The organism is Paenochrobactrum gallinarii, from assembly GCF_014205685.1.
Taxonomy (GTDB): Bacteria; Pseudomonadota; Alphaproteobacteria; order Rhizobiales; family Rhizobiaceae; genus Paenochrobactrum; species Paenochrobactrum gallinarii.
Window position 1 is genome coordinate 51,449 of record NZ_JACIIU010000004.1, and the last position, 15,331, is coordinate 66,779.

Genomic DNA, 15,331 nt, shown 5'->3' on the forward strand with positions numbered 1-15,331 from the left:
TCAATGGCAGCGGCAGCTTTGCTCATGATAATGACTTCTTAAACGGCAGGATCGGTTTTGGCTGCCACTTCTTTTGTCTCTGCTGATTGTGTCGCTGGCTGCTTCATCATCATTTTCAAAAGACGGGCAATGGTTTCTTTCAGCTCGGTGCGTGGCACAACCATGTCCACCATACCGTGCTCCATCAGATATTCTGCGCTCTGGAAACCTTCCGGCAGTTTTTCACGGATGGTCTGCTCGATCACGCGCGGGCCTGCAAAACCGATCAGGGCGCCGGGTTCTGCAATATGGATATCACCCAGCATTGCATAAGACGCGGTCACACCACCGGTGGTCGGATTGGTCAGAACAACAATATACGGCAGGCCAGCTTCTTTGAGCATTTCAACCAGCACAGTGGTGCGCGGCAGCTGCATCAAAGACAGAATACCTTCCTGCATACGTGCACCGCCGGAAGAAGCAAACAGCACCAGCGGACGCTTCAGTTCAATGGCTTTTTCAAAGCTTTTGATGATAGTTTCACCGGCAGCCATACCAAGCGAACCGCCCATAAAGGAAAATTCCTGCACCGCCGCAACAATCGGCAAACCTTCAATGGTGCCGACAGCGCTGATGATTGCATCTTCAAGGCCGGTGCGGTTGCGATAGTCTTTCAGGCGATCAATATAGCGCTTTTCATCGCGGAATTTCAGCGGATCAACCGGAACTTTTGGTATTTCAAGCGTAGTATATTCACCATTATCAAAGAAGAAACGCAGACGATCTTTGCCCGGAATACGCATATGGTGACCAGAAGCCGGAATAACCCATTGGTTATTTTCCAAATCCTTATGGAACACCATCTCGCCGGTCGACGGATCCTTGATCCAGAGGTTTTCCGGCATTTCACGACGGCCAAGCATCGAGTTGATTTTTGGACGAACGTAATTTGTAATCCAGTTCATGGTGACTTTTCCGTAATTTTTCTTGTTCTTATTATGGGTAACTTATTGGGCAGCTTCAAGGCGGACGACACGAACGCTTGCAGAAAGTTCGCCGACCAGTTTTGAAACATCAGCAACAGGATCACCTGTCACTTTGCCGTTTTCATCAAGGTTTGCGGCAACCGCATTGACAATCGCCGAGCCGACGACAACGCCGTCCGCAGTGGCGCTGATCGCGCGTGCCTGTTCAGGTGTTTTAACACCAAAGCCAACGCAAACAGGCAATTCTGTATGCGCTTTGATATTTTTCACAGAAGCGGCAACCTTGGCTGTATCAGGCACAGCCGAACCGGTAATACCGTTCATTGAAACATAATAAACAAAGCCGGAAGAGTTTTTCAAAACCGCAGGCAGACGTTTTTCATCCGTGGTTGGCGTTGCAAGGCGAATGAAATTCAAGCCTGCTTCCAGTGCCGGAATGCACAATTCCGCATCCATTTCAGACGGCAGATCAACAACAATCAAACCATCAATACCGGCAGCTTTAACATCACGCACAAAAGCATCCACACCGTAAATATAAATAGGGTTATAATAGCCCATCAACACGATTGGTGTGGTGTCATCGCTTTTGCGGAACTCTTCCGCCATTTTCAAGGTCTTTTTCAGGGTCTGGCCAGCATTCAGCGAACGAAGACCAGCGGCCTGAATAGCAGGGCCGTCAGCCATCGGATCAGAAAACGGCATACCAAGCTCAACCACATCAGCACCGGCTTTCGGCAGCGCTTTCATCACAGCCAGCGAAGTTTCAAAATCCGGATCACCGCCCATAAAATAAGTGATAAGAGCCGGACGACCTTCCGCTTTCAAAGCCGCAAATTTATTATCCATACGTGCGGTCATGATCAGATCTCCATGCCCAAAAGTGCGCCAACAGTGTGAACGTCTTTATCACCGCGTCCGGAAATGTTGACGATGATAATTTCATCCTTGCCCATTGTCGGAGCCATTTTAATGGCCTGTGCCAGCGCATGAGCCGATTCAAGTGCCGGAATAATACCTTCCGTGCGGGTGGTAACCTGAAACGCATCCAGCGCCTCATCATCCAAAATCGGCACATAATTCACGCGGCCTGTATCACGAAGCCATGCATGTTCAGGGCCAACGCCTGGATAATCAAGACCGGCAGAAACGGAATGACCCTCTAAAATCTGGCCATCTTCGTTCTGCAATAAATAGGTGCGGTTGCCGTGTAAAACGCCCGGACGGCCTTTGTTCATGGATGCACAATGTTCATCGCCATCCACGCCGCGGCCACCAGCTTCAACACCGACAATTTTAACGCTCGCATCATCAAGGAATGAATGGAACAGACCGATAGCATTGGAACCACCGCCAACGGCTGCGATAATCACATCCGGCAGACGGCCTTCTTTTTCCAAAATCTGTTCGCGTGCTTCGATACCAATCACCGATTGGAAATCGCGCACCAGTTCCGGATAAGGATGCGGGCCGGCAGCTGTACCGATCAGATAATAGGTGTCTTCCACATTGGTGACCCAGTCACGCAAAGCTTCGTTCATCGCATCTTTCAAAGTGCCGTTACCAGCCGCAACCGGCTTGACCTCAGCACCCAGCAAATGCATGCGGAACACATTCGGCTTCTGACGTTCAACGTCGGTGGCGCCCATATAAACCGTGCAAGGGAAACCAAAACGCGCAGCCAGAGTGGCCGATGCCACACCATGCTGACCAGCGCCGGTTTCTGCGATGATGCGGGTTTTTCCCATACGTTTGGCAAGCAAAATCTGACCAAGGCAATTGTTGATTTTGTGGCTGCCGGTGTGGTTGAGGTCTTCGCGCTTAAAGTAAATTTTAGCGCCGCCCAGATGCCTGGTCAGGCCTTCAGCATAATAGAGCTTGGAAGGACGACCGGCATAATTTTCCGACAGGTTTTTCAACTCTGCCTGAAATTCAGGATCTTCCTTGGCGGCAGCGTAAGCGTCCTGCAATTCGAGAATAAGTGGCATCAGTGTTTCGGCGACAAAACGGCCGCCGAAAATGCCAAACATGCCCTCTTCATCAGGACCGGTCTTATAAGAATTAGGTTCCATTGCCTTGCTCAACGCATCCGCTCCACTTGTGATCAGGATTTGGCTTGTGAGGCAGCCATTGCTCTGGCCTCACCTGCCGCCTGTAAAAATTCTTCAATCAGCCGCACGTCTTTTTCACCGGCGCGCGCCTCAACACCGGACGAGACATCTATCGCCTGCGCACCTGTCTGAACCAGCGCCTGCGCAATATTGCCCGCATTAAGCCCACCCGAAAGCATGTAATCCACATCGCCGTCAAGCTTTGTCAGCAATTCCCAGTCAAAGGAAACACCGTTACCACCGGGTAATTCAGAACCCTTCGGCGGTTTGGCATCAAACAGGAACCGGTCTGCGATCCCTTTATACGGCTTAATCGCTTCAAGATCATCAAAATTACGTATCGCGAAAGCTTTAATCACCGGCAGGCCAAAACGCTCTTTAAGAAGTTTGACGCGCTCCGGTGTTTCCTGCCCGTGCAATTGCAAAATATCAGGGCGCACATGGCTCACAATCTCGGTCAGATAATCATCATCGGCATCAACCGTGACTGCTACAACCTGCGCCCGCCCTTGTGCCGCCATACGCAAACGGCCAGCCTCTTCCACACTGACATGACGCGGGCTTTTAGGGAAAAAGATAAAGCCGATATGGGTTGCGCCACCATCGAGCACAGCCGATACCGCTTCAGGGGTCTTGAGCCCGCAGATTTTAAGATCAAAATTCATGCACGTCACGTTGCATAAATTCGTTCAACTGTCGAGCATTTCGTATGCTGATCCTTAACAACACGCTGCTTAAAAGCATGTTTCAATGCTTGTCGTAGCCTTGCGCGATCAAAAACTCGTAAGCCTCAAGGACATTGAGCGGCACGGCCTGCGCCACCTGAAAACCTTTCGCCGGATAATCGAGAATACGGGCCAGATCGCCTGTCAGTTCATTAATCAGCAATTCCATCGGAACCTGATCTGTCGGCTGCTCTTCAAAGGAGATTACAGGCGCAGTCACCATAATGGAGGCTTCCGGCCAGCGACGTGCCGCCGTCGCCCTTACCCGTCGCTGCGTTTGGGGTTTGGTCACCATAATAGCGCTTAAAGCACCTGGTGCCATCAGTTCTTTTGTAAAGAGAATATTCTCGCCAATATTGGTGGCAGCTTTTTCAAGCATCACCGCCTCTTCCGGCACACCGGCTGCGGCCAGCACTTCGGCAAAAGCTTCTGCTTCACTGGCCGGATAAAGCCCTTCCGTCCAATTGCCGGAATGACCGGTCAAAACGATCAGCGGTGCCAAACCTTCATTAAAAAGTTCAGCTACTCTTTCCGCCACGCGCAAATCATAGCTACCAAAGCCGACAATCAGGTCAGCAGTTTTAAGCGGATCGTAAATGCTATGGAAATCCCAGAGCACTTTTGCAGAAGCGAGAATTTGATTATTCATGAAAACTCGATGGCTTGCAATGCTGCGCCGTTACGTGTGAGCCAATGACGGCAATCCACTGTATCGGGGCATAAGTCGTGACACAATTTCCAGAAAGCCGGACCGTGGTTCATCTCAATGAGATGCGCCACTTCATGCGCCACGAGATAATTAATCACCGGCGGGGGCGCCATGCCTATCCGCCACGAAAAAGACAACACACCCTTGGAGGTGCAAGATCCCCAACGGCTTTTTGTATCTTTAAAACGAACCGCCGTGGCTTTGCGCCCAACAGCAGACGTATGTTTTGCAACCAGCATCTCAATTTCGCGCTTGATCTCTTTTTTTAGAAAATCAGCAATACGACGCGATAGATGCTCGGCACTTCCATAAACGATTAATTGCGGCTGACCGTTATCGCCCGAACACACATGGGTAATCCCGCGCTTGTCAGGTTCATGCACGATCTGATGATCAACGCCACGAAAGGGAAAAACGCCACCGGCACGAACATTTTCGACCGCCGGAATTTGGGTGATGCGGCTTTCCAGCCAGCCCTGATGGCGCGAAATAAAACGGTCAATCTCGCTGCTTGGCACCCTTGGCGGCACCGTCACACGCAGTCCTTTTCCACCGGCATCAATGCGTAAGGTAAATCTGCGGGCACGAGGGTTTTCGACAATTTTTAATGGCAAAACCCGTCCCGCAACTTCATGAGTGCGAGAGCTTGTATCAACAGATTGTTTCGCAGGTGACGCGCGAAAAAAGGAGAAAGCCATAAAATAACCGTAAATGATTCGCAGCAAAACTTCAGCAGCTAATGCGGCTTTATGATTTCCTCCGTTAAAAACTATAAGAGACAACAAAAAACGCAGTGCACCATAAGGCACACCGCGTCTCATTTTTCATATTAATTTCAGTATGTTATTATAAATTCTCTTACTGAATTACGCCTGATCGGCAGAACTATCACCCTTCGGTGAACGCCCTTCCATAAAGCGATCAAACTCCTGCCGATCTCTGGCACGACGCAATTCTTTCATATGAAGCTCGAACTCCGCCTTAGCTTCATCAAGCTTGCGACGCTCTGCTTCCAGACGTGCAAGCTCCTGATCACGCCACTCGTCAAAAGCAGCATTGCCGCTTGAACGATAGACGGAACCGCCATCAAAATTCCTGAAACCCTTACGGGCAGCATTCATGACATTATCAGTGGTCGCATTGACGTCTTTTTTAAAGCCATCCAGACGATCACCCCAGATGATATAAGCCAGCATAGCCAGCCCCAAAGGCCAGAAGACAATAAAACCGATGACCATCAAAGCTATCGTGGCAGGTGTCCATGCCGGGCGAATTAATGCAGCATTCTTCATGTCATACCTCTTAAAGTTGACAGCCTGTCTTTTAGGTAGCCTCATGCTAAGTTTTGCGTATCAACCATAGCTCTAACAACGCATATCCGCACAAAAAAGCCGATCCCTGAATGGCCGTTTCATTTCGAAATTAGGAAGTGAAATATGGCAATTCAAGAACCGGCAAAATTAATTCAGTAATATCTAATATAATTCACTTTATATGGTTGTTTCCCGATTGCGAAAACGCATACGCCGCAATTCACCCGGTGTTGTGCTGCGGTTTTTCTTCAAAGCGGTCGTCATATGACTCTGTGAAGAAAAACCGATTTTGTCAGCAATATCCGCCAGACTCTCATCTGTTTCCTGCAAGCGGCGTTCCGCCTCATTCAAACGTAACATCAGCAAATATTGATGCGGCGTTTGGCCAAAGCTCTCCCGGAAAGAAGTCAGAAAATGACCTGGAGAAACACCTAAAAAATTAGCCATCGACGTGACAGAAATCTTCTTGCAAAAATTATCTCGCAGGTAATTTTCGATCTGCCGCATCGAGTGATAACTCAAACCTCCCATTTCCTGCCGCTCATAATTACGGCGCAAGACCGAGTGGTTTTGTAAAAGCAGCGTCACGAAAACCGTTCTCAATGCATCCAGATAATGCTCGATAACGGGGCCGTTTTTCTGCATCTCTGCACGCAACAAATGAGCAACCTGCAAACATTTTGCATCTACAAAACGGGCGGGAGATGGAAAATACTCTTCAGCCGAAAGCACCTTGTCGCCTTCGCATGCCGCCTGCAATGTTTCGGCATCAAGCTTAACCACCAGATGCTCTTTTTGCACCGCCCAGGACATTTCAAGCATTGTATCAGCAGGTATCACCAAAATTGTTCCGGCTGGCGCGTTGAAAGTTTCATTACGGCCGGTTGGCGTTTTCCAGTGCAGATCCCGCGTCGCCGTCATGATAATAATCGCCGTCAGATCATCAAAACTGGCTGAACCTGATCCGGCAGGTGTGACTGCATATGTTAATTTACCATTGGTTGTCGTCAAACAGCGCTCACCGGCTGCGCGCAAAAAATTGCGCTCCGGCTGACGCTCTTGGCTAAACCGCTTATCAAGAGAACCCGCACTATGAGCTGGATGAATAGAATACATACTCATTAAAATCCCCAATGATTATTAACTTTATTAGATTTTTAAAAATATATTCGCAGCTTCTTGAGTAAGAAGTTTAAAATGAAATTACGTTTATATTGAAATCATTTTGTGCCGCACAAGCTCATCAATACTTGCACTCCATAAAACGATTCCACTTACACGCTAGCATGAATATTTCCACAAATGCAATTTATGCGTGTAATAATTCTATACTTTTATATAGACAACACCCCAATTTTGGTTAATGAAAACTTATGTAAAATAGAATAAATAAGTAAAAACAATGCTATAATCTATCTCTTTGTCTACTCAATATTTTAACATTTTTCATGGACAACCTGTAATTGAATTTATTCAAAATTGCTAATGTACAAAATCACACACACCGGAACAAAGAGAATTCTTCTTTTTCAGCAAGGCTTCCAACTATGATTATTCATATAATTATTTTTTAAGTCATCATTTTTTAGACTTACCATCCTGCCTTTTCTACTTCTTTCAAACTTTTACGCCGCACGTTTCTTTTAAATAAGTAAAAGCACCGAGTGCTCGAATATCCATTCATTGCACACAAAGAGCATCGTCGAAATTTTCAGTGATAATAGCTGCGAATACAAAGAGTCATCACCTCCCGTACAATTGAAACGAGGAGGCTGATCGCAAAAGGCTACTTGCTATTGATTTGCATTTGCTCTAAATATAATCGCAGTTGCAAGTCAATAGCAAGAAAGAATGCCAGCCGTATGACTGTTTCAGTGAAAACCAAGATCATCTCTGCGCTCTCTGCCCTTATGGTGTCCACACTCGTCAGTGGCTCCGCTTGGGCGCAAGAGAAGTTTAAAGCTGTCACAACATTTACTGTGATTGCCGATATCGCCAAAAACGTAGCCGGTGATGCTGCGATTGTTGAATCCATCACCAAGCCAAACGCCGAAATTCATGATTATCAGCCAACCCCTGGCGACATCATCAAGGCACAGGATGCCGATCTGATTTTCTGGAACGGTCTTGGTCTGGAATTATGGTTCGAGAAATTCTTCCAGAACCTGAAAAACGTTCCAAGCGTTGTGGTCTCGACAGGCGTTGAGCCAATGGGCATTACCGAAGGCCCTTATAACGGCAAACCAAACCCGCATGCCTGGATGTCGCCAAATGCAGCGCTGATTTATGTCGACAATATCCGTGATGCTTTCGTTAAGCATGATCCGGCAAACAAAGACATTTATGTGAAAAACGCCGAAAACTATAAAGACCAGATCAAAGCGACCATTGATCCGATAAGAGCAGAACTCGCAGCCATTCCGGCAGACAAGCGCTGGCTCGTTTCCAGTGAAGGTGCCTTCTCTTATCTGGCACGCGACTTTGATCTGAAAGAACTTTACCTCTGGCCAATCAATGCCGATCAGCAGGGCACACCGCAGCAAGTGCGCAAAGTGATCGACGAGGTCAAGAAAAACCAAATTACCGTCGTCTTCTCCGAAAGCACCATTTCCGACAAACCAGCCAAACAGGTTGCGCGTGAAACCGGTGCCAAATATGGCGGCGTACTGTACGTGGATTCACTCAGCGATCCGTCAGGTCCGGTTCCCACCTATATTGACCTCCTGAAAGTGACCTCAGGTACAGTCGCCAAAGGGCTTGCAGAATGAAGCCGCAAACTCTCCCAACTGCAAGCCTGAACACCGCCGCCGGATTAGTAAATCCGGTGGCGGCACTATCAGTCGATAATGCCACTGTTACCTATCGTAACGGCCACACCGCACTTAAAGATGCAACATTCAGCCTGCCTACCGGCACCATCACTGCACTTGTCGGTGTTAATGGCTCAGGTAAGTCTACGCTATTTAAAGCGATTATGGGCTTTGTTAATCTGGCGCGCGGCGAAATCTCTGTCTTTGGCGAACCTGTCGCCAAAGCATTGAAGAAAAACATGGTCGCTTATGTACCTCAGAGCGAAGATGTCGACTGGAACTTCCCGGTTCTGGTTGAAGATGTCGTGATGATGGGGCGTTATGGCCATATGGGCATGATGCGCATTCCAAAACGTGCCGACCATGAAGCTGTGACCGCAGCCCTTGCACGCGTTAATATGACCGAATTTCGCAAGCGCCAAATCGGTGAATTGTCGGGCGGTCAGAAAAAACGTGTCTTTCTGGCGCGTGCCTTGGCACAAGACAGCAAGCTCATTTTGCTCGATGAACCATTCACCGGTGTTGATATCAAAACCGAAGATCAGATCATCGAATTGCTGCGCTCGCTGCGTGAAGAAGGCCACATCATGCTGGTCTCAACCCATAATCTGGGAAGTGTACCAGAGTTTTGTGATCGTACCGTGCTGCTGAAACGCACTGTTCTGGCTTACGGCTTTACCGAGGATACATTTACGCAGGAAAATCTGGAGAAAACCTTTGGCGGCGTCTTGCGCCATCTGGTTCTGAACCAAGATGATCATGGCGGCGAAAAGTCACTCGGCATCATTACCGATGATGAAAGACCGCTGATCCTGCATGAGGACAGGCCCGTGCAACAGCCAGCTTCAGCAAATAAACCATCGTCTCAATCAACTGGTAAGCCGGTAAAAGGAAAAGCATAATGAGTGTGCTGCTTGAGCCATTCAGCTACCAATATATGGTCAATGCCATGTGGGTATCGGCCTTGGTTGGTGGTGTTTGTGCTTTTCTCTCTGCCTATCTGATGCTGAAAGGCTGGTCGCTGATCGGTGACGCGCTTTCGCATTCCATCGTGCCGGGCGTGGCCGGTGCTTATATGCTGGGTCTGCCTTTTTCCATCGGTGCATTTTTCTCCGGTGGTCTGGCAGCCGCAGCCATGTTGTTTTTGAACCAGCGCACCAAGCTGAAAGAAGATGCGATTATCGGGCTGATTTTCTCGTCCTTCTTCGGGCTTGGCCTGTTTATGGTCTCGCTTAAGCCAACAGCTGTCAGCATCAACACGATTGTGCTCGGCAATATTCTGGCCATCACACCGGAAGATACATTGCAGCTTGCTATTATCGGCTTCATTTCGCTCGCCATTCTGCTGGTGAAATGGAAAGACCTGATGGTGGTTTTCTTCGATGAAAGCCATGCCCGTTCTATCGGCCTCAATCCTTCACTGTTGAAGATCATTTTCTTCACATTGCTGGCAGCTTGTACTGTGGCAGCGATGCAGACAGTGGGGGCATTTCTGGTGATCTGCCTTGTGGTAACACCGGGTGCCACCGCCTATCTTCTCACCGACCGCTTTCCGCGTTTGCTGACAATTGCCGTCCTGATCGGCATGATCACCAGCTTTGTCGGTGCCTATATCAGCTATTTTCTGGACGGCGCTACCGGCGGCATCATCGTTGTGATGCAGACAGCCATCTTCCTGATCGCGTTTTTCTTTGCTCCCAAGCACGGCATGCTGGCCGCGCGCAAACGTGCTTCGGAAACACTGCTCTTGTCAGAGGAGGCTGATCAATGATTGACACTCTCTTGATGCCGTTTCAGTTCGAGTTCATGCGCTATGCGTTTATCATCTCTCTGCTGATTGCTATTCCGGCCAGTATTTTGTCTTGTTTTATGGTGTTAAAGGGCTGGTCACTGATGGGTGATGCCATCAGTCATGCCGTTTTCCCAGGCGTGGTGATTGCTTATATTATCGGCATTCCATTTGCGATCGGCGCTTTTATAGCGGGCATGTTTTGTGCGGTTTCAACTGGTTTCCTCAAAGAAAACAGCCGCATCAAACAAGATACTGTGATGGGCGTGGTGTTTTCAGGCATGTTTGGCTTGGGGCTGGTTCTCTATGTCAAAATCGAAACCACCGTTCACCTCAACCATATCCTTTTTGGTGATATGCTGGGGGTTAATGTTCAGGACATCATCGAAACCGGTCTGATTGCATTGGCCGTCACAGCTATTCTCACGGTCAAATGGCGTGATTTCCTGTTGCATGCTTTTGATGCCGCCCATGCGCGTGCCGTCGGTCTGCCAGTGCGCTTGCTTCATTACGGCTTGCTTTGCATGATCTCGCTCACCATTGTCGGTGCGCTGACAGCAGTGGGGATCATTCTGGCGATCGCCTTGCTGATTGCACCGGGTGCGATCGCGTTTCTGCTTACACGCAAGTTCAGCTCCATGCTGATAACCGCCATTGTGGTCGGATTAAGCACCTCGTTCCTTGGTGTTTATATTTCCTTCTTCATTGATAGTGCACCAGCACCCACAATCGTTCTGCTGATGGCAATCTGCTTTATCGCAGCCTTCACCACCGCTACCCGCAAGGCAGCACGTATCGAGGCACAACACACATCGTCTTGAAAGCGTGTATAAAACAATGCAATGTGAAGGCATAAACATCAAAGACTGACGGAGATGATCATGCCTTCACAAAACACCTCGGCACAAAACACCTCGGCACAAAATGTGCTGGATTTCTGGTTCTCGGAGAATGTCGAGAAATATTGGTTTGTCCGCAGCGATGATCTCGATGAAGACATCAAGCAACGCTTTTCTGCGCTTTATGAGCAGGCCCATAGCGGCGCGCTGGATGCATGGGGCAATGAATTACACTCCGCCCTCGCCCTCACCATTATTCTCGATCAGTTTCCGCGCAATATGTTCCGCGGTACCGGCCGCGCGTTTGAGAGCGATGCCAAAGCACGCATGATTGCCAAAGCAGCTCTTGAAAAGGGCTATGACCAGCAATTAACAGCGAAAGAGCGTGCCTTTTTCTACCTGCCGTTGATGCATAGCGAAGACCTGAATGATCAGAAAAAAAGCGTCGCGCTTTATGAAGCGCTGGGCAACGCCAATTCACTGGATTATGCACATCAGCACCTGGATATCATCGCACAATTTGGCCGTTTTCCGCATCGCAATGTGGCGTTGAAACGTGAAAACACGAGCCAAGAAACCGAGTTTCTTAAAACTCATTCGGGCTTTTAAAGCTTCATTTTTCCCTTTTAAAAAATCGCAATTCCGCCCTCAGATCAGGAACAGAAATTCTTGATCTGAGGTCGTTATGTGCTATCGGTTTTTTGACTGATAAAAGCCACCCAAAGCTTAACTATAAGGACATATCATTATGGCTGAACTCATCCGTATCGCCATTGCCGGCCACGGAAACCTAGGACGCGGCGTTGAAGCAGCCATCAAGAAAAATCCTGACATGCAACTGACGGGCATTTACACCCGCCGCCCACCGGCACAGGTGTCGCCATTGACCGAAAATGTGCAGGTTTTCAGCATGGATGAGCTGAAAAACCATCAGGATAAAATTGACGTTTTGATTTTGTGCGGCGGCTCCAAGCAGGACTTGCCGGAACAGGGACCGGAACTGGCTGCCCTTTTCAACACAGTTGACAGCTTCGATACGCATGCACGCATTCCGGAATATTTTGCCGCCATTGATGCTGCTGCACTGCCAAATAAAAGAACTGCGCTGATTTCTGCCGGCTGGGATCCGGGCATGTTCTCAATCAACCGTGTAATGAGCGAAGCCCTTCTTCCGGACGGCGAAACCTACACCTTCTGGGGTGACGGTCTCAGCCAAGGCCATTCTGATGCAATCCGCCGTGTGGCGGGCGTTGCTGGTGGCGTGCAATATACCCGCCCTGTGCCGGAAGCCATCGAAAAGGTGCGCAGCGCCTCGCGCCCTGTGCTGACCACCCGTGAAAAGCACAAGCGTGAATGCTTCGTTGTTTTGCAGGAAGGTGCTGATGCTGATACTGTGCGTGAAAAAATCGTCACCATGCCGGATTATTTTGCCGATTACGACACCACGGTCAATTTCATCTCGGCTGAAGAACTGGCACGCGACCATCAGGCGATGGTGCATGGCGGTTTTGTTATTCGCAGCGGCAATACTTCCGACCAGAATGCACAAGTGGTGGAATATAGCCTGAAGCTTGACAGCAATCCGGAATTTACCGCCAGCGTTCTGGTGACCTATGCACGCGCAGTGCATCGCATGGCACAATCCGGCCAGCATGGTGCCAAAACTGTGTTTGATGTCGCCCCTGGCCTTCTCTCGGTCAAATCAGCTGCACAATTGCGCGCTGAACTGCTCTGATTCTTTTTTGCAGTGAATAACAGAAGCTCTGGTTCAACCGAACCGGAGCTTTTTTGTTTTTAAACGCATAAAAAATGCGCGGCAAATAGCAGGGCAACGACCAGCGCAGAATCATAACAAATGACGATTGCAAAACCTTTGCCTGCGAAAATGCTCAAAAGATTGAGAACCCCACGGCGCACCAGTTAATTCAAATTGTAAAAAGGGGGGAAGCTGGTGCTGCGAGGGAGGTTCGAACTCCCGACCTCTCCATTACCAATGGAGTGCTCTACCACTGAGCTACCGCAGCAAACACTTGATTGCGGCGGACTTCTGCCACATAAGAACCAAAACCGCAAGATAGCAATTGTAATTCTTTTTTCAGATTGTGGAAATCCGCGTTTGCTGGCACGGCAGATAGCCTTTTCCCACTGATCAGTCCAGAGCAAAAATGAACATGAGTGAAGATAAACCATTAACAGAACAGGAAAAACAGCGTTTAGCACAGGAAAAACGCCGCTCCGAGCAATTAAGAGCGAATCTTCAGCGCCGGAAAGCACAGGTTCGTGCCCGCAGAGCCGGTGCAGAAGACAGCCGCCAAGAGGGAATCAAAGCTGCATCCACACCGGAAAATCCTGAAAAAGATGAAAAAGTTTGAAGAGAATCAGTCGCTTCGCGAATCACTGTGCCTTTTTAAGGTGTGTGAGTCGCTCAAAAACGGCTTATTCCTTGATACGAACATAATGCTTTACTAGAATCACTTCTAAGCCATAAGCCCACTTGGCATCCGCTTCACATTTCTATACCGCAACATTTAGTTTCATCCGCAGATACAGTTATTGTTTAAGCCTCACAGCGGGCATGTTTTTCATTAACCGGCGCGTTACCGGTTTGATGTAAAAAAGATAATGACTTCCCAGCGGCTCATAAGGTTAAACAGCATGGATCGTATTAAAATCATCGGCGGCAATCAGCTTAACGGGGTTATTCCTATTTCCGGCGCCAAAAACGCAGCTCTTCCGTTGATGATTGCGTCACTCATGACCGACGATACGCTGACACTGGAAAATGTGCCGCATCTGGCAGATGTGGAACAGCTGATCCGCATTCTTGGCAATCATGGCGTTGATTATTCCGTCAATGGCCGCCGTGAGCATCAGGATAACGGCTATTCCCGCACCATACATTTTACCGCCCGTAATATTGTCGACACCACCGCTCCTTATGAGCTGGTCTCCAAAATGCGTGCAAGCTTCTGGGTCATTGGTCCGTTGCTGGCACGTATGGGTGAAGCTAATGTATCGCTGCCGGGCGGCTGCGCCATCGGTACACGTCCGGTTGATTTGCTGCTTGAGTGCCTGATTGCGCTGGGTGCTGAAATCGATATCGACAATGGCTATGCCAAGGCACGTGCACCAAACGGCCTGATCGGTACAGAATATACTTTTCCGAAAGTATCTGTCGGTGCCACCCACGTCATGCTGATGGCCGCAGCTTTGGCAAAAGGTGAAACCATCATCCACAATGCGGCGCGTGAGCCGGAAGTGGTCAATCTTGCCGACTGCCTCAATGCGATGGGGGCAAAAATTTCCGGTGCCGGTAACAGCACAATTACAATTCAAGGCGTTACCAACCTGACCGGTGCCCGCGTACGTGTCATTCCTGACCGTATCGAAACCGGCACTTACGCTATGGCGGTTGCCATGACCGGCGGCGATGTTCTGTTGAAGGGCGCTAAAGAAGAGCTGTTGAGCGAAGCACTTGATACATTGCGCCAGACAGGTGCCGAAATCACCTCCACGCCGGAAGGAATCCGCGTGGCGCGTAATGGCAATGGCATTAAGCCGGTTGATATCACCACTGAGCCTTTTCCGGGCTTCCCGACCGATTTGCAGGCGCAGTTCATGGGGCTGATGACCAAAGCGCAGGGCACATCCAAAATCACCGAAACCATTTTTGAAAACCGCTTCATGCATGTGCAGGAACTGGCGCGTCTGGGCGCGAAAATTTCGCTCTCCGGCCAGACAGCCACGGTTGAAGGCGTTGAGCGTCTGAAAGGTGCGCCGGTCATGGCAACCGATCTGCGCGCATCCGCTTCGCTGGTTATTGCCGGTCTTGCCGCTGAGGGCGAAACCATCATCAACCGTGTCTATCATCTTGATCGCGGCTTTGAACATCTGGAAGAAAAGCTCTCCCGTTGTGGTGCGCAGATTGAACGCATCAGCGGTTAAGCAAGTTTTTTAAAGTTCTGTTTGAAAAGAACGGGCGGTTTTGAGGCAGATTACACCTCAGACCGCCCTTCTTTTTTGGCTTTTTAAATGCTGGCAGCACTTTCGCGCTATAAGGATGATTGCAG

At 49.2% G+C, this 15,331-nt stretch carries 16 protein-coding genes and 1 tRNA gene; 8 read left to right on the top strand and 9 right to left on the bottom strand.

Going from position 1 to position 15,331, the window contains the following annotated elements; all coding sequences use genetic code 11:
• Positions 1-38: 38 nt before the first annotated feature.
• The 8 genes from accD to FHS77_RS06110 form a co-directional block, all read right to left on the bottom strand.
• Positions 39-944, bottom strand: coding sequence for an acetyl-CoA carboxylase, carboxyltransferase subunit beta (gene accD, locus FHS77_RS06075; RefSeq protein WP_184221368.1), 906 nt, complete (start codon positions 942-944; stop codon positions 39-41).
• 42 nt (positions 945-986) lie between these two features.
• Positions 987-1,826 carry a tryptophan synthase subunit alpha gene (trpA, locus tag FHS77_RS06080; RefSeq protein WP_184221370.1) on the bottom strand — a complete coding sequence of 280 codons (840 nt, stop codon included), beginning with the start codon at positions 1,824-1,826 and terminating at the stop codon, positions 987-989.
• A 2-nt stretch (positions 1,827-1,828) separates the two neighbouring features.
• Complete coding sequence (trpB, locus tag FHS77_RS06085) at positions 1,829-3,037, bottom strand: tryptophan synthase subunit beta (protein WP_374786215.1); 1,209 nt, start codon at positions 3,035-3,037, stop codon at positions 1,829-1,831.
• A gap of 32 nt (positions 3,038-3,069) precedes the next feature.
• A complete protein-coding gene (locus tag FHS77_RS06090; protein ID WP_184221373.1) occupies positions 3,070-3,741 on the bottom strand; it encodes a phosphoribosylanthranilate isomerase in 672 nt (223 codons plus the stop codon).
• 82 nt (positions 3,742-3,823) lie between these two features.
• Positions 3,824-4,450, bottom strand: coding sequence for a YdcF family protein (locus FHS77_RS06095; protein WP_184221375.1), 627 nt, complete (start codon positions 4,448-4,450; stop codon positions 3,824-3,826).
• Positions 4,447-5,208, bottom strand: coding sequence for a M48 family metallopeptidase (locus tag FHS77_RS06100; protein WP_184221377.1), 762 nt, complete (start codon positions 5,206-5,208; stop codon positions 4,447-4,449). Before FHS77_RS06100 ends, FHS77_RS06095 begins: the two co-directional genes overlap by 4 nt.
• Before the next feature lie 168 nt (positions 5,209-5,376).
• On the bottom strand, positions 5,377-5,802 hold the full coding sequence (locus FHS77_RS06105; protein WP_184221379.1) for a DUF2852 domain-containing protein: 426 nt from the start codon (positions 5,800-5,802) through the stop codon (positions 5,377-5,379).
• 198 nt (positions 5,803-6,000) lie between these two features.
• Positions 6,001-6,945 (bottom strand): AraC family transcriptional regulator, encoded by a 945-nt coding sequence (locus tag FHS77_RS06110; protein WP_246431246.1) that lies wholly within the window; start codon positions 6,943-6,945, stop codon positions 6,001-6,003.
• A 788-nt stretch (positions 6,946-7,733) separates the two neighbouring features.
• On the opposite strand from FHS77_RS06110, the gene FHS77_RS06115 reads away from it, so the two are divergent.
• The 6 genes from FHS77_RS06115 (at position 7,734) to FHS77_RS06140 (ending at position 12,996) form a co-directional block, all read left to right on the top strand.
• Positions 7,734-8,591, top strand: a complete 858-nt coding sequence (locus FHS77_RS06115; RefSeq protein WP_281383582.1) for a metal ABC transporter substrate-binding protein — start codon at positions 7,734-7,736, stop codon at positions 8,589-8,591.
• Positions 8,588-9,535 carry a manganese/iron ABC transporter ATP-binding protein gene (locus FHS77_RS06120; protein WP_184221383.1) on the top strand — a complete coding sequence of 316 codons (948 nt, stop codon included), beginning with the start codon at positions 8,588-8,590 and terminating at the stop codon, positions 9,533-9,535. Before FHS77_RS06115 ends, FHS77_RS06120 begins: the two co-directional genes overlap by 4 nt.
• The gene (locus FHS77_RS06125; protein ID WP_184221385.1) at positions 9,535-10,404 is read left to right on the top strand and encodes a metal ABC transporter permease; all 870 of its coding nucleotides are present in this window, start codon (positions 9,535-9,537) and stop codon (positions 10,402-10,404) included. The genes FHS77_RS06120 and FHS77_RS06125 overlap by 1 nt, the downstream gene beginning before the upstream one ends.
• Complete coding sequence (locus FHS77_RS06130) at positions 10,401-11,243, top strand: metal ABC transporter permease (RefSeq protein WP_184221387.1); 843 nt, start codon at positions 10,401-10,403, stop codon at positions 11,241-11,243. The genes FHS77_RS06125 and FHS77_RS06130 overlap by 4 nt, the downstream gene beginning before the upstream one ends.
• A 60-nt stretch (positions 11,244-11,303) precedes the next feature.
• Complete coding sequence (locus FHS77_RS06135) at positions 11,304-11,870, top strand: DUF924 family protein (RefSeq protein WP_184221389.1); 567 nt, start codon at positions 11,304-11,306, stop codon at positions 11,868-11,870.
• A 139-nt stretch (positions 11,871-12,009) separates the two neighbouring features.
• Complete coding sequence (locus FHS77_RS06140) at positions 12,010-12,996, top strand: diaminopimelate dehydrogenase (RefSeq protein ID WP_184221391.1); 987 nt, start codon at positions 12,010-12,012, stop codon at positions 12,994-12,996.
• Between the two features lie 214 nt (positions 12,997-13,210).
• Here the strand turns inward: FHS77_RS06140 and FHS77_RS06145 are convergent.
• Positions 13,211-13,285: transfer RNA gene (locus FHS77_RS06145), tRNA-Thr, on the bottom strand.
• A 147-nt stretch (positions 13,286-13,432) separates the two neighbouring features.
• On the opposite strand from FHS77_RS06145, the gene FHS77_RS06150 reads away from it, so the two are divergent.
• Positions 13,433-13,633, top strand: a complete 201-nt coding sequence (locus FHS77_RS06150) for a hypothetical protein (RefSeq protein ID WP_184221393.1) — start codon at positions 13,433-13,435, stop codon at positions 13,631-13,633.
• 283 nt (positions 13,634-13,916) lie between these two features.
• On the top strand, positions 13,917-15,206 hold the full coding sequence (murA, locus tag FHS77_RS06155; protein ID WP_184221395.1) for a UDP-N-acetylglucosamine 1-carboxyvinyltransferase: 1,290 nt from the start codon (positions 13,917-13,919) through the stop codon (positions 15,204-15,206).
• The last annotated feature ends 125 nt before the right edge of the window (positions 15,207-15,331 follow it).

Excerpts from the sequence above, each read along its gene's own strand:
- trpB (WP_374786215.1), bottom strand. The coding sequence starts at position 3,037 with ATGGAACCTAATTCTTATAAGACCGGTCCTGATGAAGAGGGCATGTTT.
- FHS77_RS06120 (WP_184221383.1), top strand. The coding sequence starts at position 8,588 with ATGAAGCCGCAAACTCTCCCAACTGCAAGCCTGAACACCGCCGCCGGA.
- FHS77_RS06115 (WP_281383582.1), top strand. The coding sequence starts at position 7,734 with ATGGTGTCCACACTCGTCAGTGGCTCCGCTTGGGCGCAAGAGAAGTTT.
- FHS77_RS06090 (WP_184221373.1), bottom strand. The coding sequence starts at position 3,741 with ATGAATTTTGATCTTAAAATCTGCGGGCTCAAGACCCCTGAAGCGGTA.
- FHS77_RS06100 (WP_184221377.1), bottom strand. The coding sequence starts at position 5,208 with ATGGCTTTCTCCTTTTTTCGCGCGTCACCTGCGAAACAATCTGTTGAT.
- FHS77_RS06150 (WP_184221393.1), top strand. The coding sequence starts at position 13,433 with ATGAGTGAAGATAAACCATTAACAGAACAGGAAAAACAGCGTTTAGCA.
- murA (WP_184221395.1), top strand. The coding sequence starts at position 13,917 with ATGGATCGTATTAAAATCATCGGCGGCAATCAGCTTAACGGGGTTATT.
- FHS77_RS06125 (WP_184221385.1), top strand. The coding sequence starts at position 9,535 with ATGAGTGTGCTGCTTGAGCCATTCAGCTACCAATATATGGTCAATGCC.
- FHS77_RS06095 (WP_184221375.1), bottom strand. The coding sequence starts at position 4,450 with ATGAATAATCAAATTCTCGCTTCTGCAAAAGTGCTCTGGGATTTCCAT.
- FHS77_RS06105 (WP_184221379.1), bottom strand. The coding sequence starts at position 5,802 with ATGAAGAATGCTGCATTAATTCGCCCGGCATGGACACCTGCCACGATA.
- FHS77_RS06140 (WP_184221391.1), top strand. The coding sequence starts at position 12,010 with ATGGCTGAACTCATCCGTATCGCCATTGCCGGCCACGGAAACCTAGGA.
- FHS77_RS06110 (WP_246431246.1), bottom strand. The coding sequence starts at position 6,945 with ATGAGTATGTATTCTATTCATCCAGCTCATAGTGCGGGTTCTCTTGAT.
- FHS77_RS06130 (WP_184221387.1), top strand. The coding sequence starts at position 10,401 with ATGATTGACACTCTCTTGATGCCGTTTCAGTTCGAGTTCATGCGCTAT.
- FHS77_RS06135 (WP_184221389.1), top strand. The coding sequence starts at position 11,304 with ATGCCTTCACAAAACACCTCGGCACAAAACACCTCGGCACAAAATGTG.
- trpA (WP_184221370.1), bottom strand. The coding sequence starts at position 1,826 with ATGACCGCACGTATGGATAATAAATTTGCGGCTTTGAAAGCGGAAGGT.
- accD (WP_184221368.1), bottom strand. The coding sequence starts at position 944 with ATGAACTGGATTACAAATTACGTTCGTCCAAAAATCAACTCGATGCTT.